25 protein-coding genes and 1 riboswitch are annotated in these 25,936 nt (G+C 56.2%); of the genes, 20 read left to right on the plus strand and 5 right to left on the minus strand.

Going from position 1 to position 25,936, the window contains the following annotated elements:
• Window positions 1-52: 52 nt before the first annotated feature.
• On the plus strand, window positions 53-520 hold the full coding sequence (locus tag BLT38_RS02205) for a lipocalin family protein (protein ID WP_083343708.1): 468 nt from the start codon (window positions 53-55) through the stop codon (window positions 518-520).
• Between the two features lie 10 nt (window positions 521-530).
• Here the strand turns inward: BLT38_RS02205 and BLT38_RS02210 are convergent, their stop codons facing one another.
• Window positions 531-947 carry a DUF6526 family protein gene (locus tag BLT38_RS02210; protein WP_083343709.1) on the minus strand — a complete coding sequence of 139 codons (417 nt, stop codon included), beginning with the start codon at window positions 945-947 and terminating at the stop codon, window positions 531-533.
• 84 nt (window positions 948-1,031) lie between these two features.
• Between BLT38_RS02210 and BLT38_RS02215 the strand changes: the two genes are divergently transcribed.
• From BLT38_RS02215 to BLT38_RS02225, 3 genes are all read left to right on the plus strand, one after another.
• Complete coding sequence (locus BLT38_RS02215; RefSeq protein WP_419865732.1) at window positions 1,032-1,895, plus strand: deoxyribonuclease IV; 864 nt, start codon at window positions 1,032-1,034, stop codon at window positions 1,893-1,895.
• Between the two features lie 77 nt (window positions 1,896-1,972).
• On the plus strand, window positions 1,973-2,761 hold the full coding sequence (locus BLT38_RS02220) for a hypothetical protein (protein WP_083343710.1): 789 nt from the start codon (window positions 1,973-1,975) through the stop codon (window positions 2,759-2,761).
• Window positions 2,762-2,853: 92 nt separating this feature from the next.
• Entirely contained in the window at window positions 2,854-3,729 is an 876-nt protein-coding gene (locus tag BLT38_RS02225; RefSeq protein WP_083343711.1) for a hypothetical protein, read from the plus strand.
• Between the two features lie 63 nt (window positions 3,730-3,792).
• Here the strand turns inward: BLT38_RS02225 and BLT38_RS02230 are convergent, their stop codons facing one another.
• Window positions 3,793-4,779 carry a DUF6492 family protein gene (locus BLT38_RS02230; RefSeq protein WP_083343712.1) on the minus strand — a complete coding sequence of 329 codons (987 nt, stop codon included), beginning with the start codon at window positions 4,777-4,779 and terminating at the stop codon, window positions 3,793-3,795.
• A complete protein-coding gene (locus BLT38_RS02235; RefSeq protein ID WP_083343713.1) occupies window positions 4,776-6,806 on the minus strand; it encodes an exopolysaccharide transport family protein in 2,031 nt (676 codons plus the stop codon). The genes BLT38_RS02230 and BLT38_RS02235 overlap by 4 nt, the downstream gene beginning before the upstream one ends.
• A gap of 202 nt (window positions 6,807-7,008) precedes the next feature.
• Between BLT38_RS02235 and BLT38_RS02240 the strand changes: the two genes are divergently transcribed.
• The 9 genes from BLT38_RS02240 (at window position 7,009) to BLT38_RS02280 (ending at window position 16,410) form a co-directional block, all read left to right on the plus strand.
• A complete protein-coding gene (locus tag BLT38_RS02240) occupies window positions 7,009-7,731 on the plus strand; it encodes a polysaccharide biosynthesis/export family protein (RefSeq protein WP_172838111.1) in 723 nt (240 codons plus the stop codon).
• Window positions 7,732-7,745: 14 nt separating this feature from the next.
• Complete coding sequence (locus BLT38_RS02245; RefSeq protein WP_083343715.1) at window positions 7,746-9,035, plus strand: hypothetical protein; 1,290 nt, start codon at window positions 7,746-7,748, stop codon at window positions 9,033-9,035.
• 68 nt (window positions 9,036-9,103) lie between these two features.
• Window positions 9,104-10,636 (plus strand): glycoside hydrolase family 44 protein, encoded by a 1,533-nt coding sequence (locus BLT38_RS02250; protein ID WP_197674915.1) that lies wholly within the window; start codon window positions 9,104-9,106, stop codon window positions 10,634-10,636.
• Window positions 10,626-12,026 (plus strand): lipopolysaccharide biosynthesis protein, encoded by a 1,401-nt coding sequence (locus BLT38_RS02255; protein ID WP_172838112.1) that lies wholly within the window; start codon window positions 10,626-10,628, stop codon window positions 12,024-12,026. The genes BLT38_RS02250 and BLT38_RS02255 overlap by 11 nt, the downstream gene beginning before the upstream one ends.
• A gap of 141 nt (window positions 12,027-12,167) precedes the next feature.
• Window positions 12,168-12,917, plus strand: coding sequence for a WecB/TagA/CpsF family glycosyltransferase (locus tag BLT38_RS02260; protein ID WP_172838113.1), 750 nt, complete (start codon window positions 12,168-12,170; stop codon window positions 12,915-12,917).
• Window positions 12,918-12,967: 50 nt separating this feature from the next.
• Window positions 12,968-14,002 (plus strand): dehydrogenase, encoded by a 1,035-nt coding sequence (locus BLT38_RS02265; protein ID WP_083343719.1) that lies wholly within the window; start codon window positions 12,968-12,970, stop codon window positions 14,000-14,002.
• Between the two features lie 19 nt (window positions 14,003-14,021).
• Entirely contained in the window at window positions 14,022-14,720 is a 699-nt protein-coding gene (locus BLT38_RS02270; protein ID WP_083343720.1) for a nucleotidyltransferase family protein, read from the plus strand.
• Between the two features lie 70 nt (window positions 14,721-14,790).
• Complete coding sequence (locus BLT38_RS02275; RefSeq protein WP_172838114.1) at window positions 14,791-15,423, plus strand: GntR family transcriptional regulator; 633 nt, start codon at window positions 14,791-14,793, stop codon at window positions 15,421-15,423.
• Window positions 15,424-15,444: 21 nt separating this feature from the next.
• Complete coding sequence (locus BLT38_RS02280; protein ID WP_083343722.1) at window positions 15,445-16,410, plus strand: sugar phosphate isomerase/epimerase family protein; 966 nt, start codon at window positions 15,445-15,447, stop codon at window positions 16,408-16,410.
• Window positions 16,411-16,490: 80 nt separating this feature from the next.
• Here BLT38_RS02280 and BLT38_RS02285 read toward each other — a convergent pair whose 3' ends face one another.
• The gene (locus BLT38_RS02285) at window positions 16,491-17,747 is read right to left on the minus strand and encodes a nucleoside permease (RefSeq protein ID WP_083343723.1); all 1,257 of its coding nucleotides are present in this window, start codon (window positions 17,745-17,747) and stop codon (window positions 16,491-16,493) included.
• 77 nt (window positions 17,748-17,824) lie between these two features.
• Complete coding sequence (locus tag BLT38_RS02290) at window positions 17,825-18,385, minus strand: DinB family protein (RefSeq protein WP_083346874.1); 561 nt, start codon at window positions 18,383-18,385, stop codon at window positions 17,825-17,827.
• A 137-nt stretch (window positions 18,386-18,522) separates the two neighbouring features.
• Between BLT38_RS02290 and BLT38_RS02295 the strand changes: the two genes are divergently transcribed.
• The 7 genes from BLT38_RS02295 (at window position 18,523) to BLT38_RS02325 (ending at window position 25,925) form a co-directional block, all read left to right on the plus strand.
• Window positions 18,523-19,731 carry a M48 family metallopeptidase gene (locus BLT38_RS02295; RefSeq protein ID WP_083343724.1) on the plus strand — a complete coding sequence of 403 codons (1,209 nt, stop codon included), beginning with the start codon at window positions 18,523-18,525 and terminating at the stop codon, window positions 19,729-19,731.
• Between the two features lie 99 nt (window positions 19,732-19,830).
• A riboswitch (guanidine-III (ykkC-III) riboswitch) is annotated at window positions 19,831-19,892 on the plus strand.
• A gap of 13 nt (window positions 19,893-19,905) precedes the next feature.
• Complete coding sequence (sugE, locus tag BLT38_RS02300; RefSeq protein ID WP_047495948.1) at window positions 19,906-20,229, plus strand: quaternary ammonium compound efflux SMR transporter SugE; 324 nt, start codon at window positions 19,906-19,908, stop codon at window positions 20,227-20,229.
• Window positions 20,230-20,350: 121 nt separating this feature from the next.
• Window positions 20,351-21,358, plus strand: coding sequence for a family 43 glycosylhydrolase (locus BLT38_RS02305; protein WP_083343725.1), 1,008 nt, complete (start codon window positions 20,351-20,353; stop codon window positions 21,356-21,358).
• A gap of 7 nt (window positions 21,359-21,365) precedes the next feature.
• Window positions 21,366-21,791 (plus strand): DUF3291 domain-containing protein, encoded by a 426-nt coding sequence (locus BLT38_RS02310; RefSeq protein WP_083343726.1) that lies wholly within the window; start codon window positions 21,366-21,368, stop codon window positions 21,789-21,791.
• Between the two features lie 44 nt (window positions 21,792-21,835).
• A complete protein-coding gene (locus tag BLT38_RS02315; RefSeq protein WP_083343727.1) occupies window positions 21,836-22,858 on the plus strand; it encodes an SDR family oxidoreductase in 1,023 nt (340 codons plus the stop codon).
• 26 nt (window positions 22,859-22,884) lie between these two features.
• Window positions 22,885-23,763, plus strand: a complete 879-nt coding sequence (locus BLT38_RS02320; RefSeq protein WP_083343728.1) for a TIGR03435 family protein — start codon at window positions 22,885-22,887, stop codon at window positions 23,761-23,763.
• Window positions 23,764-23,786: 23 nt separating this feature from the next.
• On the plus strand, window positions 23,787-25,925 hold the full coding sequence (locus BLT38_RS02325) for a DUF6351 family protein (protein WP_083343729.1): 2,139 nt from the start codon (window positions 23,787-23,789) through the stop codon (window positions 25,923-25,925).
• Window positions 25,926-25,936 lie beyond the last annotated feature (11 nt).

A 25,936-nucleotide genomic window follows, 5' to 3' on the forward strand; every position in this document is an offset into this window, starting at 1 on the left:
GAAATGTATAGGACTGCTTGTCCTTCTTCTTTCGTTAGGGGTGAACTCCAGCATGACTCAACCGCCGCTGAAGACCGTCGACCATGTTGATCTCAATCGTTATCTCGGCAAGTGGTACGAGATTGCGCGTCTACCGAATCGCTTTGAGAAGAAGTGCCAGCGTGATGTCACTGCTGAGTATTCCAAAGATGGCAACAAGATTCTCGTCCACAATTCCTGCATTCAGCAGGATGGCTCGCCCAAGGTTGCTGAAGGTAGAGCAAAAGTGGCCGATTCTGTGACGAATGCGAAGCTCAAAGTGACGTTCTTCTGGCCGTTTTATGGTGATTACTGGATTATCGGACTCGATCCCGCGTATCGCTGGGCCATCGTTGGTGAACCGGATCGCAAGTACATGTGGATACTGTCACGCACGCCGCACCTCGCCGATGCGGATCATGCCCACATTCTGAACCTGGTGCAGCAGGCCGGTTACGAATCCGGCCAGCTGATTTATTCACAGCAGACTGGCGCGCGTTAGAGGCGAACGACTAAACGCGCTCGTAATCCGCGCGCCAGTTCACAATCGCCTGTTTGATCTGCTTGCCAGAAAGTTTCTCGGCGCGTGCCCGTTCCGTCAGCGCAGGCAATTCCGCATCGGATGCGAAACGCAGTGCCACAAATTGGCGAATGGTTAATCCAGCAGACGACACACCCAGCCTTTCCATCCGCAACGATTCTTCCAACCGGATCAGGCGATCCTGCACCTGCAGGGCATACATGCGCGCAATGCCCGCAGTCATGAAGAGCACGAAGGTGACGGGTACCAGCAAAATGTTTGGCGGTGTGGGCTGCTTCCACACATGAAAGATCGAAGCTATGAAGCAAAACAGAGCCAACGGAATTGTGAAGAAGTGGAACTTCGGATCGACGCGCCCGTGGTTCTGGTAGTTTTGCGGTGCTGACATAGCTCATTCCCTTCAGACTTGGTTGAGGAGTACACACAGTCTCGCACGCAGTCTGCTCTCCGCTACCATCAAAGTGTGGCTTCTTTGAACTCTCCCCGGCGCATCGGCATTCACCTTTCTACCAGCGGTGGCACCTGGACGGCTGTGCAACGTGCTGTTGATTGCGGCGCTAATTGCTTCCAGATATTTTCGTCGTCACCGCGTCAGTGGAAGCCTTCCGTTGTCAGTGCTGCCGATGCGGAAAAGATGCACTCTCTCCGCGCACAATACAACATCTCTCCGCTGACGATTCATGCGTCTTATCTGATCAATCTCTGTTCGCAGAGTGAAGAGGTGCGAAAGAACTCGACTGCAGCGTTTCGTGGTGAAGTGGAACGCGCACTCGCGCTTGGTGCGGACTTTCTCGTCTTCCATCCCGGTTCGTGGAAAGGCCTGACACGAGCCGAAGCGTTGCAACATGCAGCGGAAAACATCGAGCGCGCCGTCGATGGTCTTGACTGCCAGAGTTCGCAGCTTCGCATCCTCATCGAAAACACCGCAGGCAGTGAGTTCAGCATGGGGGGCAAACTCGATCAGGTAGCTGACCTGCTGCACATGCTTGACCGTTGCGCGCCAGTTGATGTGTGTCTGGACACCTGCCACACACACGTTGCGGGATACGACATTGTGACGGCTGAAGGCTACGAAGAAACCCTCGCACTCATGGATGAGAGCTTTGGCACCAAGCGCGTCAAGGTTTGGCATTGCAACGACGCGAAGGCGCCGCAAGGCAGCAAGCTGGACCGCCACGAACACATTGGCGACGGCACCATCGGCCCCGAGCCGTTCCGCCGCATCCTCCGCGATCCGCGCTTTGCTCACTGCGCTTTTATCGCGGAAACGCCGGTAGATGAACCCGGAGACACGCTGCGGAACGTCAGCATCCTGCGCACACTGGCAGCGGTGTAATTCTGCGCAATTTGGCGTTGCTGATTTATTCGGGTCCTGCTTAGAATCGCCTCACTGCAAGGGAAAGGCGTATTCGCATGCTGGCCCGATGGTCTGTAGTTGCGTTCCTTATTTCTTCTGCCATGGTGGTTGCGTCCGCCCAACGCCAGCCCGGTACGTTTACCTACACTCACACAACGCAACAGACGCTTGCCGACGGCACGCACATCACGCGTGTTACGCATAGCGTGACGATTCGCGATGGGTATGGACGTACTCGGAATGAGAACGAGCTGCAGATGCCGGGCCAGTCCATCATTCGCACCGTGAATATCGCGGACCCCGTTGCTGGCGTGACGTACTTCTATCAGGAAGGGGAAGGGCAGAACGTTTCGCACACATACACGCGTTTAGAAATGCATCGGCCTACACAGAATCCCGGCCTTCGTACGTTGCCTTCTCCGCCACCGCCATCAGGTGCAGTCGGTGGGCAATCCTCTTCGGTAAGCGGAACTGTTGGTGTGGCTGGCGGGGTTGTTTACAGCGGCCTCATCCCTGTGAACCAGCCAGGAGCGGCTGAGATGCGACCCCAGATCAAGAACGAAGAGCTTGGTTTTGATACGGTTCAGGGGATTTCCTGCAAGTCACATCGCACAACGGAAACCTATCCGGTGAATTTCTTCGGCAACGACCGGCCCATTGTCATTACGCGGGAGATCTGCACGTCCGTGGAAAGCGGAGGCATGCTGGTGCGGAATGTCGTTGACGATCCGCGTATGGGAACACAGACCATGCTGCTTGAGTCTGCCAGCTTTACGGAACCCACAGCAAACGTCTTTCAACCACCGCCGGGCTATACGGAACGCAAGCAAAACCAGACACAGTAGTGAGAATGAAAAATTTCTTCCTTTCGTGTGCCACTTTCTCTACAAATCCCCGTCTTTAGTTATCAGACCGTCCTTCTACAGGAGTTCGAACCATGAAACTGCATTTGCTTTCCGCCTCGGTTTTGCTGGCCGCGCTGCCGGTCCTGGCTCAGGGACCCGCCGGGCCGGACGCTCACCCATTTGCTCCCGGAGTCCCCGGTCCCATGGGCTTTGGCTTCGGTCATCAGCCCGTAACCAACGCCCCGTACTCCGCTACCTTCACCACCACGGCGACGGAAAAGCTGCAGGATGGCACCATGCTTACGCACACCGCAACACGCATCGTTTCGCGTGATTCGCTGGGCCGCACCCGTGAAGAGGTTACTTTCCCCGCACACGGTACAGATACGCAGCCACACACCATGATCACCATCTTTGATCCCGTCGCGAAGACCATTACGACGCTTCGTACAGAAAAGAAAATTGCTGTTGTGCGCGCCATTCCTGAGCCCCGCGGCGCAGGACGTCGCGGCCCCGGCGGACCTCCGCCAGCCGGCGACAATGCGCAGGCCCAGCCAGAAGGCGCTCCACATCGTGGATCCCGTGAAGACAAGAACGTTGCCACTACTGATCTTGGTAGCAAGACGATTGCCGGTGTAGTTGCTACGGGCAAGCGCATCACGCGTACGATCCCCGCGAACACCATGGGGAATACGGCTCCGATTGTTACCACGCATGAGGAATGGTTCTCGCAGGACCTGAAGGTGGAACTCAGCCGTTCGGATGTGAATCCGTTCCGTGGCACAGACACCATGACGGTTAGCGGTCTCACCAAGGCGGAACCGGTTGCCACGTTGTTCCAGGTACCCACGGGATACACCGTGCAGGCCGCCCAGGATCACGGTTTCGGACGCCGCGGTTTCGGTGGTCCAGAAGGACAGCACCGTGGAGGAGACAATCCGCCGCCTCCGCCTCCGGCTGGCATGTAAACACTTCAGCAGCAATAGATAAGGGGACGGGTGACCGTCCCCTTATCTATTTAGAAACCAAAATTAACGGCCGCCAAGCGCTCCGCCGGCTCGCTTCATCACCTGCCGCACAAGCGCGGAGTAGGTCTCCGCAATCTTCAATTTCAGGTCGAACTGCCGGTCATAGGCCTGTCTTTGGATGGGCATGTATGGTTCCAGCTTCTTTGTAATCTGGTCAATGTTCAGGCCGGTGTTGCTCTGGATTACGGCGAAGATGCCTTTGTCATCCGGTGAGAAATGCTTTGCTGCATCCCACTTCTGCAAGTTCTCGCCGCCTGTGCCCGCGCGCCAGATGCTCTGGCTGGTGTGCAGTTCCACTCCGCCCGGTTCAGGGAAGGCGTGGAACTGGTCGATCAGTCCTTGCTGCTCCGCGTTCAGCCAGTACAGCGTGTATTCGGTCCAATCCATGGCATAGCGCTGTAGAAGAACCTCCATCCACGGAATGTCGAACATGTCTTCCAGGCGCTTGTGTAGAGCACGGCAAAGCGTGGCGGACATGGTGACGGGCGTAAGCCAGATGCCGTCCTTTTCCAGATGCGGGTCCTGCTTCAACAGTTCTGCTGAGTTACTCCAGAAGACTTTTTCAATCTCGCGTGACTGCATGTGTGTCAGTGCTTTGCCGCCGGGCAACAGAGTGTCGATCGTGAAGGGATGAGTGGCGAAGGTGTCCGGATCGAAGACTAGGAAGTATTCGGTGTTAATCAGTTCAGAGCCGTATAGCTTAATGATCTGCTGGCGGTGCCAGTTACGAATCTGATGGCGCTGGTTGTACTTCTGGAAGACACCGAAGTGTTCGCTTTCATCGACAATCTCGATGGGGAAGTCGCTCCAGGCCTGCGAATACTTCTTTGCGGTCTCGACTTCATCGTGAGGAACAACGATCAGGAAGCGGTCAAAGATGTCCGGCGTGGAGAAATGGCGCAGGGAAGAGAAGAGAATGTCGCAACGGGGAATGTTGTCGGCATAGTGCCGTCCCGTGGTCTTCAGCGGCATAACGGCACTTAGCTTCATGCGGTTCCTCGTCCCAGCAGCACACGATACAGCCAGCCGGGGATGTAATATTTGCGACCTGTCATCACCAGACCATCCACGTTGCCACCAATGTAGCTGGCCTGCGACAGAATCGTTTCCACCACAGGCTTGCGTGTCTTTTCTGCGGCGAGGATCAGAACGGTCAGGTCGGCGACGGTCGTCAGTTCTACGCTTTCAAACCACTGATACGCAGGCGGTGCGGTCACCACCACATAGTCGTAAGTGGAGCGTAGTTCGTGAAAGAGATTGATCAACCGCGACCGCGTCATGGTCATGCCGACGGTGACTACTGCATCCTTCGTCAGCGGACGCAGTGCCAGCAACGAGCCTTCTACCGGTGTATCGCCCTCTTCTTCCATATGAACCAGTGCCACGCGTCCGGGCGAGCGAGGTTCCAGCGCTTCTACCAGGCCGCGCGCCACCATGCTCATACCGCCTTCGTTCTGCCCGGTTAAGAGAAGGATCGTCTTGCCCTGACCACCGGTGGGAACGGAATCTGCGGCGGCAATCAAACGACCAAATGCGCGTCTTGCCGTCTGTTCTGGAGCGCCGCGTCGCGCAATGTCGGAGAGCACCGGCAGACGCAGGCTGCGTTCTGCTTCATCCGGCGAAAGGAAGGTTTCGCGCATGCTGGATGCCACCACTATCACCACAATCGTGATCAGAACGGAGGCTACGACAGCGGCAGCAATGAACAGCAGGCGTGAGTTGGTGCGCTTCCGCGGCACGGTGGGCGTCTCGATCATGCGCACGTTCGTCGTACCAGAAGTCATTGTCTGGTTCTGCTCAACGCGCGCTTTCTCCACCTGCTCGGCATAATTCTTTGCGGTTTCCGCCAGTAGATCGCGCTGCGACGTGAGGCGTGCCAGCGTGTCGTTCACGCTAATCAAGTCCTTCAACTTGCCTTGCGATTCGGACACTTGTGTCTGCAACACGTTGTAGCGGCCCTGCGCTCCGGCGAGCGAGGCCTGCGCCTGGGAAAGCTGACCGTTTACCTGATCTTTGAAATTGTTGTAGCCCACGCGCGTTGAAACAGAGATCTGTTTCTTCTGCTGTTCAATCGCCGTTTCCAACTGAGCTATCTGCGCTTCTACCTGCGTGACAAACGGAGATGTGGCCATATAACGCGACATCAGATCTGCGCGCTTCGCCTGCAGTTTGAATAAATCCGATTCCATTGTGCCGATGGTGTGTGCCGCTTCCGTGTTGTCACGGAACAGCTCCACTTCCTGCGGTACATGGGATGCGTTGTTCTGCAATACATCCACACTGCGACGGGCTTCGGCGACGGCGGTCTCAGCTTCTGCCATGCGTTGGCGCAACTGTCCGTCCAATTGCACGGCAGAATCGATCTGGCCTTTCACGTCTACTACGCCGTGCTGCTTTTCGTAAGCTTCAATCTGCCCGTTTGCGGCGTCGAGTTGTGAGCGGATGTTGTCTCGCTGTTGGGTAAGGAACGAGACCCGGCCTGAAGTAAGAATCTCCGCGCGCTCTTCGAAATACACCGCCAGCAGAGTCTTCAATACAGCCGCCGCGCGTTGCGGATCCCGGTCGCGATAGGTGATTTCAATCACATCGCCGGTTTCCAGTTTGGAGACCTTCAGGTGATTTTCAAACTGGGCCAGTTGCTTTTCAAAGTCCTCAGGAGAGACACGATTGCCCAGCTCGCGTCGAAGCACATCGCGATGCAACTCGGCACTTTCCAAAAGCTGCTGTTCTACATCGGCAGCGGGTGGTGCTGTAAGGGAGCGCGCATTTGGAACCCCGCCGGACTGCAGGTCGTACACACCGCCGTTGAGTGCGAGCAATCGGGCCCGCGCCATGTAGGACGGTGGCAGTAACAGCGCCACCAGAACGCCGATCAAGAGCAGCGAAGTGGCCAGCAGGAATGCCAGGCGGCGATAGTAAAACGCAATATTCAGGAGATCGCGTAGGGATGGGGAACGTAGCCCCGGACCGTGAGGGGGGACGTTGACCGAAGGAGTTGGGTTAAGAATTGTCGTCACTCAAAACCGCTTCGTATATTCCCCGGAAAAAGGCAGAGAGGCAAGTGGGGCATCTCGGTTGGCAGATCCAACCTGTGCTTCTCTCGTGACCCCGCACCATTATTTAGGCAATAATAACATTCGATATCTCTCTGGATGAGAGGTGCGGAGGGCAGAAATGATCCCGGTTTATCCACGGAAAAACAGGCGCATTCTCTGCCGTTTGGCAGTTCTGCTGGTTGCCGCGGCTCTGTCTTCATGGGTGCCGTTGGCGGCTTCAGGACAGGCACCAGCCGCACCAGCCCAAACTCCTCCCGCACCTCCAGCGCATTACACGTTGGAGGAGTATCGCCTGGCCCCTGGCGATGAGCTTTCCATTAACTTTCCTAACAATGCGGAACTGAATCACTCCGGTCCCATCGGTCCGGATGGTCGTGTTTCCATCCCGCTGCTGGGTAATGTGATGCTGGCAGGCGATACGTCTACACAGGCCGCTTCCATTATCACCAACGTGCTACGTGACCGCGGCATTGCTGCCAATGCGGTGCCGGACATCACCATCATGCGCTATGGCACTACGGTTTACGTGGGAGGCCAGGTGAAGTTGCCCGGCGCCATTCAGCTTGCTTCAGGCATGGACGTTCTTCAAGCCATCATCGCCGCTGGTGGCATGACGGATATGGCCCGTACAGGTCAGGTAGCCATCATTCGCCGCACATCCGACAATCATGCGAACGTTTTCTACGTCAGTGTGAAGGACTACATCAAGGGGAGTCCCAACGGTGCGATTGCTACGCTGGAACCGCGCGATGTAGTGTTCGTCCCCCGCAGCAAGATCACCGAAGTGGACATGTGGATCGACGAATATATCAATAAGACGATCCCCTTCAGCCGCAACTTCAGCTACAGCTACGGCAACTATCCTGTGACCACGGTGACCAAGTGATCCAGCAGCAACGGGTGCCTGCGTTCGTTTCACAACGCACGCAGAAGACATTTCGCGCGTCCGTTGTCACGATCGATTCGCCGGATGAATTACCTATCCGCTGGCCACAGTTCCTGCTGCTGTTTGCCGTTTTGCCATTGTTTGGCGAAGTCTTCCACTACCTGAAGGTTCTGCCGCCCATGTGGGCGTTGTCGAAGGCGTTCCCGATCCTTACGCTGCCTCTGTGCTTTTTTGCCATGAAGGACGGACCGGCACCGCGAGGATCACGGCAGATACTGCTTTCGCTGCTGTATCTGTTTCTTGTTCCCAGCTTCACGGCCGTCTTCGCTTTTCAGCAGAATTTCTTCCTCGGTCTCACAGCGCAGGTCAAGCTTCTGCCCATTCTGTACTTCTTTTCCGTAACCGGTTTTCTGCGGCTTTTAAAGCCCACATCCAGCGAAATTGCGAAGGGCTTTCTTTACTGGGGCCTGGTGCTTTTCGTAGTGCTGATCCTGTTGTGGATCTTCGTGCCGCAATCGGTCTATGAGGTGCTCCATAAGGCTGGCGACGCACCCATGTTCAGCCACGATAGTCGCGGCAACCGTATTCGTATGCCGTTTCTCTTCGGCACCATCGGTATCTTCTATTGCTTCCGCCGCTTCTTTGCAGAGAAGAAAGTTTGGTGGCTGCTGGGCACTATTGCAGGCTTCGCTGCAGTGATGGGACTGATCCGTATGCGCGCGGCTGTGCTGGGATTGTCTATGGTTTTTGCGATAAACACGCTGCGCTTCTCCAAGCCGAAGACACGCATTCTCATCCTTGCACTATTGCCTTTTGCCGCAGCCGCGCTGCTATCGGTACCGTATGTGGCATCCACGTTCGATACCGGATCGCAGGCAGGATTCGACATCCGTCGCGGCACGATTGAAGGAGCCATCGCCTTTCTTGGCAACGATCCCTTACGTTGGCTGATCGGTGTGGGGACCATCACGCCGCTGGATCCCATGGGCCTTATCCGTTACTTCAACCATTCGTTCTTCCTGGCAGACATCACCTGGTTGGGCATCACATTTGAGTTCGGACTTATCGGTGCGGTGCTTCTGCTGATGATTCCTGTGCGTGGCTTATGGGAATCACGCTATGTCCGGGATTCTCGTCAGGGAGCATTTCTCGGATCGCTTCAGGACTACCTCATTTACTCCATCCTTATATCTACTGGCTATCCGCTCACCATGGCGCCTGGCGAGTTCGCCATGATTCTGGCAATTATGGTGCATGAAAGTGCACGTTACGGCGCGAACGATCCAAGGTTTCGCTACCCATGAAGACTTTGTCTTTTGTGCTCTGCAGCGTTCTATGCACCGGGTGCTACGGGCAGAAGAGCGCGCCGCGCGTGACGGATATCACCGTGGACGCCAATAAGAATCGTCACCCAATAAGCCCGCTCATCTACGGCGTGAACTTCGGGACAACGAAGCAGCTACAACTTCTGCGCGCGCCTGTGAACCGCCTCGGCGGTGAAGCTGCAGATGTCTACGACTACCAATCTGGAGCACGGAACGCAGGTAGCCGTTGGTTCTACGAAAGCTATCCCGCGAACAAAGCAGACATTCTCGCGCAGTATGGTGAAGACTTCATCTCGCTCACACAACGTGCAGGCGCGGACAGCATGATCACCATCCCCATGATGGGATGGGTGGCAAATCTCGGATTCAATCACACTCGTTTGTCCAGTTATTCCATCGCGAAGTACGGTCTGCAGAAATCCACGGACACACAGGGGATGACTGAGGCCGGCAACGGCATTCGTCTTGACGGCAGCGCTATTCATAATGACCCCAACGATGCGATGCAGCCCGACACACCCGCGCGCGAAGCCTTATGGATACGCTCTCTGGTGAAGAACCGCAGGCTTGGTGAAACTCGCTATTACCTGCTTGGCAACGAACCCTCACTCTGGCATGAGAGTCATCGTGATGTACATCCAGAAGGCGTGCACGCATCGGAATTGCTGGCGAAAACATTAGCCCTGGCTGCGGCGATTCATAAGGCCGATCCCGCTGCCAAAGTCGCCGGGCCGGAAGAATGGTCGCCCATCGGAACGCTCAATAGCGGCTTCGACAATCAGCTTCAATCCACAAAGGGAAGCGCTCCTTCCGACCGTGTTCGTGAAACCGGCGGTGTGGACCTATTGCCTTGGCTTCTTCGTAAGTGGAAGGCCGCTGGTCATCCCGTGGATGTGGTGAGCGTGCACTACTATCCGCAAAGCAATCAGTACAGTGACGATGTAAGCGAAGCCATGCAACTGCTTCGCAACCGATCCACACGTGGCCTGTGGGATCCGAATTATCACGATGTGCCATGGATTCCCATAAACACCGCGCTGATTCCGTCGCTGCGTGCAATGGTCGATCGTGATTACTTTCGCGGGACGCCGATTGCCATCACCGAGTACAGTTGGGGCGCGGACAGGCACATGAATGGCGCTACTGCGCAGGCAGATGTGTTGGGCATCTTCGGCCGCGAGAATGTTTCGCTCGCCACACGCTGGATCGCACCACCCGAAGGTTCACCCGCTTTTCTCGCTATGCAGATGTATCGCAACTATGACGGTAGAGGTGGCAGCTTTGGCGATCTCAGCATCTCCGCATTCGCGCCAGATTCGGATAGCGTCAGCGCATTCGCCGCAGAGCGTACCGCGGACCATGCCGTTACGATAATGGTCGTCAACAAGCAGCTCCACGAACCAGCGAATATCCGCGTGTCATTGCGCGGTGTCCCCGCCGCCGGCACTGTGGAAACGCACATGCTTTCTCTCGGTAAATTGTCGACGTCTTTGCCAACTGGGTACAACAGCGGCGTAATTTCATTCGTTATTCCGGCGCAAAGCATTACTCTGTTCGTTGTACATGGACATGGCAGTTAACACTCGCGAAGCTTCCAACTCCTCCGCGTCACGCGCTGGTGCGCTCACTCGCACAGTAGCAACGGCGAGCACGCGTCTGCTTGATCTGCCGACGCGCTATGGTCTGCACCTGCTCATTGCGCTGCGCCTTGGCATTGAGGACGTGGGTGCGTTCTATATCGTCTTCAGCGTCATGACCATGGCCTCGGGGCTGGGCCGTCTCGGTGTGGATCGTGCGATGACACGCGAAGTCGCGGCTGCGCTGGGACGCGATCTCCCCAGTACTGCACGTCGTATCGCATGGCGCGGTATGCGCCTCACGCTGGTGAATTCTGCAGTGATTACTGCAGCGCTTGTACTGCTTTCGAAGCCGATCGCCTTGTACATCCTTCATAAACCGGCAATGGCGATTCCGTTGGCCATCGGTGCAATTTCCATTTTCCCGCAGAACATCGCCAACGCCGCAGCTGGTGTTTTGGCAGGTCTGGGGCGCGTTGCCACGAGCCAGATGATCTATCAATGGCTGTGGCCGGCTCTGTTCTGCGCCGGTGCACTCGTGATGCACCTTGATGTCAATCGCACGCTGCTGCTGATCGTGGCCGCTATGCTCCTGGATGCGGCGTTTGGAGTAGCCCTCATGTTGCGCGTGTTGCCGGTGCGTCACGCAGAACATCAGACGTTGGAAGTACCTTCACTCTCGCGGCTCGGCGTGCAGTTATTCAGCGCAGAGCTTCTGCAGCTTGCAATCTCTTCTGCGCCACCCTTCGTTCTTGGTATCGCTGCTTCCACGACTGAAGTTGCTCGTTACGCTGTGGTGTGGCGCATTGTGCTCCTGCTGAATCTTCTGGTTTCCGCGATGGCCGCTGTCGCTTCGCCTCAGTTTGCCTCTGCATCGGCTCGTGGTGATCGTGCAACTCTGCGACGTGTCGCACAACAGACTGTAGGGATAACTGCAGTTCTCTCTGTGTTGCCCACAATTCTTCTCGCTATCAATCCCACCTTCTTCCTCAATCGTTTTGGAGCGGGTTACGCACCGGCGGCTCCTGCCATGCGCATTCTGCTCCTCGGCCAACTTTCGCTCATCCTCTGCACGGGCGTACCGGAACTGCTCGGCATGACGGGCCACGCGCGTACGCTGCTGAAGATTAACGCTGTTTCCATTGCCGTTCTTTTGCTCGGACTGGGAGCGCTCACCCCGCATTTCAGTGACGCGGGAGCCGCCGCAGGTACGGCGTTGGCGATGCTCGTAAATGCTGTTGGAGTTAGCTTCGCAGCGAGGCGCGATCTGGGGCTTACGCCCCTCTGGAATTTTCTTCAGGATGGACGATTACAGCTTCGACGACGTCTTAGTCCGGCCACTCCTGAAGACGCGCCGATCGATGAAGACATCGCCGATGTCAGCAACGTCTAACTCGGGTGCTACTTAGGAATCGATGGTTTCATCGAGCTATTTCGTGGTTGAAAATAGCAAGAAAATCCATATTTCCGGTGCTATACTCCGTCTATCTACCACAAAAGGCCTAAGTCTCCACATATGTCGGCAGGAATTCCATTGTCAGTAAGAAATCTGCCGTACCAGCCGGGCACCATCGACGAAGTTGCGATGCGCGTTGTGCTGCATGCGGAGGCGAAGCAACCTACTCATCTTGTCATCGCGGTTAACGGCCAGGTCTTTGTGCTTGGCCATCAGCAACCGCGTTTTGCTGATGTAATACGTCGTGCCGAGACGGTCGTTCTTGACGGTATTTCTATCTTCCTTGCGACGAGGGTGCTCCGTGATTCTCATGCACATCGTGTGCAAGGGGTGAAGCTGGTTACACGTATCTGCGAATGCGCCAATCCTTACTCGCAACGCGTGATGTTGCTTGGTGGACGTCCTGGTGCAGGCGAGAAGATGAAGGAACTACTCGCGAAGACATGTCCGAACCTGATCGTCGATGCACATTGTCCGCCATTCGGTTTTGAGCGGACAGAAGAAGGTTTGGAGACTGTACGCGAGGCTGTTCGCAATTTCGCACCAGACATTCTCTTCGTCGCCTTTGGCGCACCCAAACAGGAATTCTTCATGGATGAACACATTCGCCCTCTGAATGTTCCTGTGGCTATGGCAGTGGGTGGCAGTTTCGAGATGATCAGCGGCATGGTCCCCCGAGCTCCCGAATGGATGCAGGCGATTGGTATGGAGTGGCTGTTCCGTACCATCATGGAGCCGCGTCGTTTACTCTGGCGTTACGTTTATACAAATACGGTCTTTATCTGGCTCTTTCTGTGCGAACGATTTTCGCGACCCACAAACGCGTAAATTTCACTTTCATCCTGCATTGATCTTTTCGGAAAGGGATCGCTAAACGCATGCCTCTCTATCGCGCACGTGCGCCACTTCGTCTCGGCCTTGCCGGTGGTGGTACAGACGTTTCGCCTTACTGCGATCTCTTCGGTGGAGCTGTTCTCAACGCCACCATCAGTCTTTTCGCACACACCACGTTGCAGACAAACACGAACAACTGCATCCGTTTCGTCGCGCAGGATTTAAACATCGTAGAAGAGTTTCCGGTGGATGCCCCCATTCCCGAGGACAATAAACTCTCACTACACCGCGGCGTCTACAACCGCATGATCGCTGATTATCGCGAGGGTAAGCGTGAGCCGTTAACGCTCATCACGCATTGCGACGCGCCCGCGGGTAGCGGTCTCGGATCGTCGTCCACCATGGTCGTCTCTATGCTGCGCGCTTTTGATGAAGCATGGAGTCTCGCACTGGGCGAATATGATCTTGCGCAACTCGCCTTCGCGATTGAGCGTATCGATATTGGTTTGCATGGCGGACGGCAGGACCAATACGCAGCGGCCTTTGGCGGATTCAACTTCATGGAGTTCCATGACACAACGCAGGTACTGGTTAATCCACTGCGTGTGCGGCCAGATATCATCTCGGAACTTGAAGCGTCGTTGATACTTTTCTATACGGGTAAATCGCGTTCTTCCGCGGCCATCATCGAAGAGGAATCGAAGAACGTCCGCGACAAAAATGAAGATGCCATGGACGCGATGCATCGTACGAAGCAGGAGGCCTTCCACATGAAGGCCGCGTTGCTTCGCGGTGAAGTGCACGGCATGGGCGACATCATGAAAGAGGCGTGGCGGCAGAAGAAGCGTCTCGCATCCAGCATTTCCAACGCCACCATCGATGCTCTTTACGACACGGCGCTGCGCGAAGGCGCATACTGCGGCAAGGTTTCCGGTGCGGGCGGTGGTGGTTTCATGATGTTCCTCGTCGATCCAGCGCGTCGCTTGCGTGTGGAAGCCGCGTTGAACGCAACGGAAGCGGGTCGCACCATGGCATGCAGTTTCATGGGCGAAGGCGCCACAGCATGGCGTGCGCGCTAACAGAACGGAGCATTGCGTAATGGAAGCCATCATTCTCGCAGGGGGAAAGGGAACACGCCTCGCCGGCGTCGTTCCGAATCTGCCTAAGCCCATGGCGCCCATCGCAGGACATCCGTTTCTTCGTTATCTTCTGCAGTCGCTGCAGCAGCAGGGTTTTACTCGCGTGATCCTTTCCATCGGACACCTCGCTGCAGAGATTCGCAATGGTTTCGCTCATTGGGACGGTCTCCTGGAAATAATCTTCTGTGAAGAAAATGAACCGCTCGGCACCGGCGGAGCGATTCGTGCCGCGATGCGCATGGCGCAAAGCGAGTCCGTCTTCGTGCTTAACGGCGACACCTTCGCTACGGTTGATTACATGGCGATGCAGGAACAATATATTGCCGACGCAAACTCACTCAGCCTTGCGCTGATGCCCGTTCCTGATACTGCACGTTATGGCGCCGTTGAAGTGGAGGGTATCCATGTGCAGGGCTTTTCAGAGAAGGGGCGAACCGGTCCGGGATATATCAATGCGGGTGTCTATCTTATGCAGCGCAATCTGTTGGAAACCCTCGACCTTCCGGAACTGTTCTCATTTGAAGAACAGGTGCTGATGAAGCATCTTCACGACCTGCATCCCACAGCCTTCCTTGCCAGCGGATACTTCATCGACATCGGTATCCCGGAAGACTACGCGCGCGCTCAGGAAGAACTTCCTCGCGAGATTCGGCTTTGACAAACCTGTAATACAGGTCTTTTGTTATTGCGGTTCCCATGTGTCACATAAATCACACATAATGGATGCCATGTCAGATGGCACTCAGCGCCAGTCCATGGCGGATCGCGTCAAGCACGAGTTATTAAGTCGCATCATGGATGGCCGCATGGCGCCGGGCCAGCGCATCGTTGAACTCCATATTGCCGACGAGATGAAGACCAGCCAGGGTCCGGTGCGTGAAGCACTGCGCGAACTGGAAGCGATGGATCTCATCATCACGGAACCGTACAAGGGAACCCGCGTCCGCGAGATCACACCCAAGCAGGTAGAGGACGCCTACGATGTCCGCGCGGTATTAGAGAGGCTAGCCGCGGTTTCTGCTGCGAAGCATTTCAAGGGCAATGTGTCGGCATTGCGGAAGCAGGCGCATGCGGTGGAAACAGCAGCAAGGCATAAAAATCAAAGCGCTTATGGTCATCATGATGTGCAGTTCCATCGCATGATCGTAGCTGCCGCAAACAATCGTGCTCTGTTGCGAAGCTGGGAGGCGTTGGCGTATGAAGTTCGTATCGCCACACGTCTCGGCAAGGCGCATGTGGATTTGTTAGAAGCCCAGGCTATTCACTGGCAGGTAATCGAAGCGCTGGAAAAGGGCAACGGAGCTGCTGCCGGTCGCATGCTTGCAGCAAACGTTGTTACAGCGTTCCATCCCCATGATTGATTTCGCTCAAGGATTAGCGCAATGAAATTAGGTCTTCTTACCGCTGTCTTCGGTCAACTGAATTTCGATCAACTCCTGGAAGAGTTGAAGAAATATCCGCAACTGCAGACTCTCGAATTTGGCACGGGAAACTTTACCGTCGACAGCCATGTTGGTCTGGATGATCTGCTTGCCTCGCCGCAACGCGCAAAAGAATTCCGCCGTCGCGTGGAAGACACCGGACGCATCATCAGCGCGCTCTCTTGCCATGGCAATTCCATTCATCCAGATCCTGCGGTGGCTGCGCGTGAAGATAAGGTATTTCGCAATACGATCCGGCTCGCGCAACTGTTGGAAGTCCCCGTGGTGAATACTTTCAGCGGTTGTCCTGGCGCAGGTCCTGATGACAAAATCCCGAACTGGATCACCACGCCGTGGCCGCCGGAATACTCTGATGCGCTCGATTGGCAGTGGAATGAGCGCGTGATTCCTTACTGGAAAGAAGCAGCCGCTTTCGCCGCCGATCACGGCATCCGGGTTGCGCTCGAAGCGCATCCGGGGTTTGTTGTGTACAACCCGGAAACAGCGTTGCGTCTGCGTGAAGCTGCAGGGAAGAGCATCGGTGTGAACTTTGATCCCAGCCATTTCTGGTGGCAGGGCATCGATATTCCCACGGCGATTGCAGACCTTGGCGAGGCCATCTTCCACTTCCATGCGAAGGACGTCTTCATCTCCCCCAATAATCGCGCCAAGAATGGTGTGCTGGACACGAAGAGCTATCGCCACATGGCGCAGCGTTCGTGGCTCTTCCGTTCGGTTGGCTGGGGGCACAGCGAGATTGAATGGAAAGCCATTGCGTCTGCTCTGCGCCTTGCGGGCTATGACTATGTGCTTTCCATTGAGCATGAGGATGCACTCGCAAGCATCCACGAAGGTCTAAGCTCCGCGATCAACATGCTCAGCCGCGTGCTTCTCACAGAACCGCAGGTAGAACCGTGGTGGACGTAGCGATAATCAGCTGCGTGAAGCGCAAATAGAAAGGGGGATGCGAAGAACTCGCATCCCCTTTCTGCTTCTGTTCTGTTTCTTTAGACTGTTCCTTCTGCTACGGCCGTGCCTTCCACCACCAATGGCGTAGTGCCCAGCGTGGAATCTGCTTTGTCTTCGTTGTCCTTGAAGACGGCGGTGAACAGGATCAGAACCACCAGCGAAAGCCCCGCCGCCACGATCCAGATCGCGTGCCAGTTGTGTGCTGTGGAGCCGTCGGCCAGGGTGGTGGCGTACTTGTCCACTACCACGCCGCTGAGCCATGCGCCCACAAGCATACCCACACCGTAGGTGATCAGGGTGATCAGACCCTGTGCGGCGCTGCGGTAGGCCAGCGGAGCCTTGCGGTCGGTGTAGATCTGGCCTGTGACGAAGAAGAAGTCATAGCAGATACCGTGCAGCAGGATGCCCAGCCACAACATCCATACGCCTGAACCGGGGTTGCCGTAAGCGAAGGCGGCGTAGCGGAGTACCCATGCAAGCATGCCGCTGACCAGCATCCACTTCACACCCAGGCGGCGGAAGAACCATGGGATGAGCAGCATGCAGCCCAATTCGCTCATCTGTCCACCGGTCATGATGCCCGCTGCATTGTGTACCTGCAGCTGGTTCAGGAAGGGGTTGGTGAAAGCGTAATAAAACTGCAGCGGAATGCAGATCAGGAAAGACGCTATCGCGAAGATCAGGAAGCTCTTATCGCGGAACATGCGGCGCACTTCCACCGGGAACAGGTTGCCCACAGAGAAGGGCTCGGTGGCCTGCGGCGGTGTGGAGGGCAGCGTCAGCGCGTAGAAGGCCATGATCACGGAGGCAACTGCGGAGATGCGCAGTGGCAGGGACGTGGCGTCGGCGTGGAAGAAGCTGATCAGCAGACCAGCACAGATCCAACCAATAGTGCCCAACACGCGGATGGGTGCGAATTCCGTCTTGGGATTGTTGATGTGGCGGAAGGCGACCGTATTCGCCAGCCCCAGCGTGGGCATGAACAGAACCGCGTAGGTCAGGATGATGCCGTACAGGGGACCATAATGAGTCTGGTTCGATGCCAGATACAGCAGCACGGCGCCGACTAGGTGAAGAAGCGCCAGCATGTACTGCGCGGGCATCAGGTTATCCGCAACCCATCCTGCCAGAAACGGCGAGACGAGCGCGCCAATGGCAGTGCTACCCACAATCCACCCGGTTTGCACACCGGAGAAGTGCAGCGTCTGGCTCACCCAAGTGCTGACGGTTACATACCACCCACCCCAGATGAAGAACTCCAGGAACATCATTGCTGCAAGTTTTACTTTGGTCATTCGACAGATGGTCCTTAAATGTCTTGTGAAGGCGTATGTGTCAGCTTACTGGTAACAGGTGTTCCAGCGCTAGAGTCTTACTTGACTCCGTTTGCCGGATTCCAGGAACCCTGCAGCTTGCGTACGTACAAAATCTGGCCGGTATGGTAAGCGTTATGTGTTCCGACGTGTGCCAGGGTGCTGGCAGCCTTGGCCAGATCCGCATCGGAGGCATGCTCCGTCCATTCCTCAAAACCGATCATTACCTTGTCCAGGCGGGAGACGATGTCCGCCCAGCTCTTGGCGTCGAATTTGTTGAACGTTTCATCGTTATTGCCACTGAATTGCGCCGGTTTTTCGCCACGAAGCTGCTGGAGACTTCGCTCATTCCAAAAGACAAGATGCGCGGCCAGCATGCCCACGGAATGGTTATTTTCGGGGTCGACCTTGCCGGCGGCATTCCTGGGAATCCAGCTTGCCTGTTCCGGAGACATACCCGCTACGGCGGCGTTCACCGGCGTAAACCATTCTGCTTTGTTATGTGACGAACGCAACTGCTCCAGCAGGATGGACCGTAGGGTGGCGGGCGCGGCAGGTGACTGCGCGGAAAGTACAGTCGCGGCCAACAGCGATGCTGCGAAAACGACGGAACGAAGCATGGACGGCAGTATACGCACGGCGGAACAGACTTCGATAGGTGCGCTGGTTGACGCTGCAGGCGGCGGGACACGCCGTAACTTCCGGGCGTAAACTGCGTCTAACAACATAGGGCTTCGTGCGCCCGGGAGCTTCCTCCATGAAACTGAAGAATCTGGTTCTCCTCACCACTCTTGCTGCGGTTCCAGCCGTGCCCGTGGTTGCACAAACATCCGGACAGCAAACGCCCACCTCCACGCAGACGCCCACGTCCTCCAATCCTGGCAATACGCCGCAGTCTAAGTCGCCCAGCAATGGTGGTCCCACCGGCGATGGCCCGGTGACTGCAACCAAGGACGACATGGACAAGGCGCGTGCGGAAGCAGCGAAGAATAACAATCAGCCCATTCCGGAGCCGGGCGACGAACTGAAGAAGGACATCAAGAAGGGTTCTGAAGAAGACGTCAGTGCCACAGGTACGCGCGACATCGGCGGTCGTGGCCTAGGCAACTGGTTTTCGACGGACTGGGAAGTCCGCAATGGCAAGTCCTACGCCGTTGAGATTGAGCGTTCCTCGCACCTCATCACAGACCCCGTCATCGTTGAGTATGTGAACCGCGTTGGCCAGAACATCGTGAAGAATTCCGATGCAAAGGTGCCCTTCACCATCAAGGTCATCGACTCCGACGAGATCAACGCCATGGCTTTGCCTGGTGGCTTCTTCTACGTGAACAGTGGCCTCATTCTTGCTGCGGACAATGAAAGCGAACTTGCTGGCGTTATGGCGCATGAGATTGCCCATGTCTGTGCGCACCATGCAGCTCGCCAGATGACGCGTCTGGAATACATGCAGCTTTCTACCGTGCCGCTTATCTTCATGGGTGGTTACACGGCTTATGGCATCTACGAAGCATCGCAGCTTGCTATTCCGCTCGGCTTCTTGAAGTTCTCGCGTAACTTCGAGGCGGAGGCTGACTATCTCGGCATCCAGTACGCGTATCGCTCTGGCTATGATCCGCAGGGCCTCATCACCATGTTTGAAAAGCTGGATGCGTTAGAGAAGCGCAAGCCCGGTGTTCTGGCCCGCGCATTCTCTGACCATCCGCAGACGCCCGATCGCATCGACCGTTCCGAGCAGGAGATCGCGACGATTCTTCCCGCGCGTCCGGATTATCTGGTCACGTCCTCCGAGTTTGATGACATCAAGGCACGTCTGGCTCGCATTCAGAACAAGCGCAAGGTTGATGGTGGCAAGGACGGCAACAAGCCCACGCTGCGCCGCACCTCTGCGAGCAATAACGATCCGGCCAGCACGCAGGACAGCGGCAACAGCAATGACAATCGTCCGGTGCTCAACCGCCGCGATTAAAACATCTTCAATCAAGCGAAAAGGCCCGCAAAACGCGGGCCTTTTCGTGGTTTTGGGGGAGCGGCAGAATGATACCCTTATAGAGGAAACGCAAAATCTAACCTATCGATTTTCGATCCGGACGAGACGCGCCGTACCCGGTAAGGACAAGACGACGCAGCGGAGCGTCTCTTTATGTCGAACCCCTGGGTTCTTATCTTTGTCGCGGGTCTTCTTGAAACCACATGGGCTGTTGGCCTGAAGTACACACACGGTTTCACTCGTTTGTTTCCCAGCATTTTCACACTCATCGCGCTCGCGGGCAGCATGTATCTGCTGGCGCGCGCCGCGCAGACGCTTCCCATCGGCACGGCATACGCCGTATGGGTTGGCATCGGTGCTGTAGGTGCAGCCATCCTGGGCATTGCACTCTTTGATGAACCGGCAACAGCGCCGCGTCTGCTGTTTCTCACGATGCTGATTGGCTCGATCCTCGGTCTAAAGTACACATCGCACTAAAGGCGTCGTTGCCTGCGTTTCTTTTGACGGAAAGCAGGGCTGTTGCACAGATGCGGCCCTGCTTCTTCCTGAGCTGTCTGTATTACAAAGTCACATCGCTGCCGGTCTACAATCAACCGCAATGCGTATTCGATCTCTTCTTGCCACGCTTGTTTTCGCAGCCACTGCCATGGCGCAGTCCACCTTTACGAATCCGGTGCTCGATCACGGCCCCGACCCGTGGGTGGTTCGTTACAAGGGTTCCTATTTCTACATGAACACCACAGGCAAGGATCTGCAGATACGTAAGACCGCGGATATGGCTGCTTTAGACAAGGCTGCGCCGGTGGTCGTGTGGACTCCCGAACCAGGTCACGCTTGGTCGAAAGAGCTGTGGGCGCCAGAGCTGCATCGCTGGGGCAACAAGTGGTACATCTACTTTGCTGCGGACGCAGGAAAGAATGAAGACCATCGCATCTACGTAGTCGAAAATCCGTCAGACGATCCCACGCAGGGCACATGGACGCTGAAAGGCAAGGTCGCCGACAGCACAGACAAGTGGGCTATTGATGCTTCTGTCTTCGAGCATCGCGGCCAGCATTACATCATCTGGTCAGGTTGGCAGGGCGATCAGGATGGCGAGCAGGATATCTTCATTGCGCACATGAGTGACCCGTGGACCATCGATAGTCCGCGTACGCTCATCGGTAAACCCACCTACGATTGGGAACTGCACGGTGATCTGCCAGGGCGCCACGTCAGTGTGAATGAAGGCCCGGAGTTTCTGCCGCATGGCGACAAGCTCTTTGTCACCTTCTCCGCCAACGGATGCTGGACAGATTTTTATTCGCTCGGTGAGCTCGAAGCAAAAGCAAATGCGAATCTGCTGGACGCAAAGAGTTGGACGAAGATTGATCATCCTTTCTTCACAACAGACGCATCGGCACACGCATTCAGTCCCGGTCACAACGGTTTCTTTAACGCACCCAACGGTCAGAATTGGATCGTTTATCACGCAAACCCAGAAGCCGGACAGGGCTGCGGTATTCATCGTTCGCCGCGCATCCAACCCTTTATATGGAATGCAGACGGTACGCCGAATTTCGGCAAGCCGGTGCCTATCAACCAGCCCATGACTGCACCGAGGTGACAATCTGATGCATGTGAGTCTCACGCGCCTGCGCATTCGTTCCCTGCGATTTCTTCCCGGATTTATGGTGTATGCGCTACGGTCAGAGTCTCAGGTCCGCGGCGCGGCAGGCTTTCGTCAAGGTTCGTTGCTGCCGGATCGCAAACGCACTTTCTGGACCATGACGTTGTGGGACAGTTCAGAGAGTATGCGTGCGTATATGACTTCTGGAGCGCATAAAGCAGCCATGCCAAAGCTATTGCATTGGTGCGATCAGGCCAGCGTAACGCACTGGGAGACAGATGAAGACACGTTGCCTTCATGGGAGTTTGCAGCCACTCGCATGCGAAGCCAGGGACGTCCATCCAAGGTGTTGCATCCTGCGTCCGGTCATGCTGACCTTACGTTCGATCCGCCACGTCTGAGTCCGTTCAAACCCATCGCGCCGCGCTAGGCGAAAATCTTTGTTCTTTCCAACCAGACTGGAATCCAATCATCATGAGCGATCTCGTTCTTGTTACCGGTGGCACTGGCTTTGTTGGTATCCACTGCATCGTTGCGTTGTTGCGCCAGGGCTACCAAGTTCGCACCACGGTGCGGTCGCTTGATCGCAGTCATGAGGTCTGCGACATGCTGGTGCGCGCCGGTCTGGGTGATAGCCGCATTGAATTCAGCACTGCAGACCTTACCTCTGACGCCGGATGGCCAGAGGCCGTTGCAGGTTGTCGTTATGTGTTGCACGTCGCGTCGCCGTTCTTCTTCGGCAAGGATGAGAAGGAGATGGATCTGACCACTCCGGCTCGTGAGGGCACGTTGCGCGTTCTTCGAGCAGCGAGAGATGCAGGCGTGGAGCGAGTTGTTCTGACCAGTTCCTTCGCGGCTATCGGTTATGGTCATCCGGATCGTTCCACACCTTTTATGGAAGAAGACTGGACCAACGTAGAAGGCGATGACGTGAGTCCTTACATCCGCAGTAAAGCGATTGCCGAACGCGCGGCATGGGACTTCGTGGCTCGCGAAGGCGGCAATCTTCAACTTGCTTCCGTCAATCCGGTCGGCATCTTTGGCCCTGCGCTTGGCCCGAAGCTCTCAACATCAGTGCAGATTCTGCAACGTATGTTGAGGGGAGAATTTCCCGGCGTTCCGCGCATTGCGTTTGGCGCCGTAGATGTTCGTGACGTTGCAGATCTCGAACTTCTCGCCATGACGCGTCCTGAGGCCAATGGCCAACGCCTTCTTGCCATCAGCGGCAACGCTGTCCCATTCATCGAATACGCAAATATCCTGCGCAAACACTTAGGAGAGCGTGGTGCTAAGTTGCCCAAACGTGAATTGCCCGATTGGATGATTCGACTCTTCGCTCTCATCAAACCAGAGGCAAAAGACCTGATCCCACAACTTGGCAAACGCCGACAGACGACATCAGCAAAGGCACAGCAACTCCTCGGCTGGCATCCGCGTTCCATTGAGGAAGCCCTTAACTCCAGCGCAGACAGTCTCTTTGACCTCGGCCTAGTATGAGCGGTTTGCGATAGGCTGGATGCGTTATGCGAATGCTGGCCAACCTACTCGCAATCTTCGCGCTCACCCTCCCTGTGGCGGCGCAGCAGAAGCTCGCCTTCGACGTGGCCTCCATCCGCGAGAACAAATCCGTCGCGGGACCAGGTGGAGAACAACCCAGCACCAACGTCCCGCTTGGCCCCGGTAATGTCTACTCGCCCACGGGCGGCCAGCTTAACATCCGCAACACCGGATTATTGTTGCTTGTCTCCTTCGCTTATCGGATGAGCATCCCGCAGCAGGATGCATTCCGAGACATGGCCCCCACGTGGGTCACCGAAGAGCGGTTCGACATTCAGGCACGTACCGACAAGACCGATGTCACCAAGGACGAACTTCGCCTTATGATGCGTTCGTTGCTGGCGGATCGTTTCGGACTTGTCGTCCATAACGAAACCCGCACTGCACCGGTGTATTCAATGCAACTTCTCAAGGCTGACACGCTGGGCCCTCACTTCCGTAAACACACCGGGGCTTGTTCCAAAGACTTCAAGGGCAAGACTACCGTTGATGCTGACGCCGACGGTTATCCCGAAGTCTGCGGCGGTCTGCTCCTTCTCTCCGGTAGCGCCAGTACTCATTTCCGCATTGGCGCACGCGACATGCCCATTACCGTCTTTGCCACGTCGCTCACCGGATGGGGTGATCTTGGTCGTCCGGTTATCAACGACACCGGCATTAAGGACAACATTGATTTCGTTCTCGATTTCGTTCCGCCTTACGCGCAAGCTGCCGCAGGAGCAGACGTGGACGGGCAAGGATTTCAGGAAGCGTTGCGTAAGCAACTTGGCTTGAAATTGGAGGCACAGAAGCAGCCTGTTGAGATGATGGTGCTGGATCACATCGACCATCTTTCGGAGAACTAAGCCGGGCTTAGTATCATGCTGCCGTGCTCATTCGGACAGCTTTTCTCGCAGTAGGATTCATCGCGGCCACATTGCCTGCGCTCTCGCAGACCACGCTCAAAGCTATTTCCACGGATGCATCGCTGGTCACCGGTGGCGATGTTCTTGTGGAGTTGCACACCCTTGCGCCCAAGCCATCCGTCACGCTGAACGGCACAGACATCAGCCGCGTCTTCCATGCAGAAGGGCACGGTGATTACCTGGCACTGGTCACCGGTTTGCGTAACGGTTCAAACACACTGCGCAGTGGAACCACATCGCTTACGTTGACGAACTATCCCATCGAAGGTCCAGTCTTCTCAGGCCCGCGCATTGCACCGTTCATCTGCCAGACCAACGATTTCAAACTTCCTGACGGCACAACGTTAGGGAAACCATTGGATGAAAACTGTTCCGCGCGAACGGTAGTGCAGTACGTTTATCTGCCGAAGAACTCGCTGCAATTCAAACCGCTGAAAGACCTCACCAAGGTCCCACGTGACGTAGCGATCACGACCACGGCATCCGGCAACACGGTGAACTTCATTGTCCGTGTGGAGACGGGAACCATGGACCGCGGCATTTACCAGAGCGCCATTCTCCATGACCCCACCAGCGAGCCGCAGCCTACGCCTTTCGCTCCGCCCCGTGGATGGAATCACCATCTTGTCGCATTGCAGGGTTCAGGCTGCCCCGCAGGGTGGTACGTACAAGGTTCGGCGCTCGGTGTCTCCACGCTGGATCGCGAACGGCTCGCACAGGGCGACGCTCTCTTTTCCAACACGCTTAATCACACCAGCAACTCCTGCAATGCCATCCTCGCCGGTGAAGCTACCGCCATGGGCAAGGAGCACTTCATCGAGACGTTCGGTGTGCCTGACTGGACCATTTCCATCGGCGGTTCAGGTGGTGCGTACACGTCATTGCAAATTGCCGATGCCTTCCCTGGACTGATCGATGGTGTGATGATTCGCGCAACATTTCCTGACGCGCTCGCCATTGCGCTTGCTGGACTCGATGCGCATCTGCTGATGCATTACTTCCAGTCCACCGCACCGATGGCGCTAACCGCTACTCAGCAAGCGGCGATCGGTGGTTATCCATCGGTCGAGGCCATGATCGATGCGGCAAATCAAGCACAGCGCACTGATCCTGTTCCGCATCGCGACGATATCAAGGGCTATCTCTCCGCCATGTGGAAAGACGCCGTACCGCGGCCGCTTCGCTACGACCCGGACAAGAATCCAACCGGCGCGCGTCCCACCATCTTCGACTGGGCGCGCAATGCTTACGGTGTCGATCCGCAGACGGGCTTCGCTCTTCGTCCCTTCGACAACACGGGCGTGCAATATGGTCTAAGCGCGTTGAATCGCGGCGTCATCACTCCTACTCAGTTTCTTGATCTCAACGAAAAAATTGGCGGCGTCGACAACGACTCCAACTACATTCCATCGCGTACCCAAGGGAACCTCGATGCCATTCGTCGCACCTATCAGTCTGGATTAATGCTCAGCGGTGGAGGTGGCCTTTCATCAATCCCAATCGTTGATGACGGCACATCCAAAGAAACCGGCGGCTATCACTACGGCTGGTTCCACTTCGCTTTGCGTGATCGCGTCCGCCAAGCCAATGGCAGTTCGGCGAACATGGTCTTCTGGCGCAACATCGTTACCGACGCCGCATCGCAGGACCTGCTCGATCACTGGATTACGGCTTACAAAGGCGACGCGCGTCCCGGTACACAACGGGATAAAGTTCTGCGTAATAAGCCGTCTGCCGGCGTTGATGGTTGCTTCACCGAAGGCCGTTTCACTCGCGACGAACTGGTTTTTCAAGACGCTGGAAGCCCCTGCCAGCACGACTATCCCGTCTACTCCAACGCGCGCCATGAAGCTGGCGGGCCGGTCGCCGGGAACATCCTCAAGTGCGCGCTCAAACCTGTTGATCCTGCTGACTACAAAGCTCCATTCAGCTCAGATGACCTTGTTCGCCTGAAAACCATCTTCCCAAATGGCGTTTGCGACTGGTCCAAACCCGGTATCAACCAGGTTCCTCTCACACCCTGGCCGTCCTTCGGCCCCTCGCCCAAGAACATGGTCTACCAGGCCCCCGCCGTCGAAAATCCAGCGAAAACGCTAAAATAGAGGGCAGGGAA

It is taken from the genome of Terriglobus roseus, assembly GCF_900102185.1.
Classification (GTDB): Bacteria; Acidobacteriota; Terriglobia; order Terriglobales; family Acidobacteriaceae; genus Terriglobus; species Terriglobus roseus_A.

Bases quoted from the DNA above. Each gene is read 5' to 3' on its own strand.
- BLT38_RS02205 (WP_083343708.1), top strand. From the start codon at position 53: ATGACTCAACCGCCGCTGAAGACCGTCGACCATGTTGATCTCAATCGT.
- BLT38_RS02290 (WP_083346874.1), bottom strand. From the start codon at position 18,385: ATGCTTCGTTCCGTCGTTTTCGCAGCATCGCTGTTGGCCGCGACTGTA.
- BLT38_RS02210 (WP_083343709.1), bottom strand. From the start codon at position 947: ATGTCAGCACCGCAAAACTACCAGAACCACGGGCGCGTCGATCCGAAG.
- BLT38_RS02275 (WP_172838114.1), top strand. From the start codon at position 14,791: ATGTCAGATGGCACTCAGCGCCAGTCCATGGCGGATCGCGTCAAGCAC.
- BLT38_RS02315 (WP_083343727.1), top strand. From the start codon at position 21,836: ATGAGCGATCTCGTTCTTGTTACCGGTGGCACTGGCTTTGTTGGTATC.
- BLT38_RS02310 (WP_083343726.1), top strand. From the start codon at position 21,366: ATGCATGTGAGTCTCACGCGCCTGCGCATTCGTTCCCTGCGATTTCTT.
- BLT38_RS02270 (WP_083343720.1), top strand. From the start codon at position 14,022: ATGGAAGCCATCATTCTCGCAGGGGGAAAGGGAACACGCCTCGCCGGC.
- BLT38_RS02320 (WP_083343728.1), top strand. From the start codon at position 22,885: ATGCGAATGCTGGCCAACCTACTCGCAATCTTCGCGCTCACCCTCCCT.
- BLT38_RS02220 (WP_083343710.1), top strand. From the start codon at position 1,973: ATGCTGGCCCGATGGTCTGTAGTTGCGTTCCTTATTTCTTCTGCCATG.
- BLT38_RS02305 (WP_083343725.1), top strand. From the start codon at position 20,351: ATGCGTATTCGATCTCTTCTTGCCACGCTTGTTTTCGCAGCCACTGCC.
- BLT38_RS02225 (WP_083343711.1), top strand. From the start codon at position 2,854: ATGAAACTGCATTTGCTTTCCGCCTCGGTTTTGCTGGCCGCGCTGCCG.
- BLT38_RS02265 (WP_083343719.1), top strand. From the start codon at position 12,968: ATGCCTCTCTATCGCGCACGTGCGCCACTTCGTCTCGGCCTTGCCGGT.
- BLT38_RS02280 (WP_083343722.1), top strand. From the start codon at position 15,445: ATGAAATTAGGTCTTCTTACCGCTGTCTTCGGTCAACTGAATTTCGAT.
- BLT38_RS02255 (WP_172838112.1), top strand. From the start codon at position 10,626: ATGGCAGTTAACACTCGCGAAGCTTCCAACTCCTCCGCGTCACGCGCT.
- BLT38_RS02230 (WP_083343712.1), bottom strand. From the start codon at position 4,779: ATGAAGCTAAGTGCCGTTATGCCGCTGAAGACCACGGGACGGCACTAT.
- BLT38_RS02295 (WP_083343724.1), top strand. From the start codon at position 18,523: ATGAAACTGAAGAATCTGGTTCTCCTCACCACTCTTGCTGCGGTTCCA.
- sugE (WP_047495948.1), top strand. From the start codon at position 19,906: ATGTCGAACCCCTGGGTTCTTATCTTTGTCGCGGGTCTTCTTGAAACC.
- BLT38_RS02285 (WP_083343723.1), bottom strand. From the start codon at position 17,747: ATGACCAAAGTAAAACTTGCAGCAATGATGTTCCTGGAGTTCTTCATC.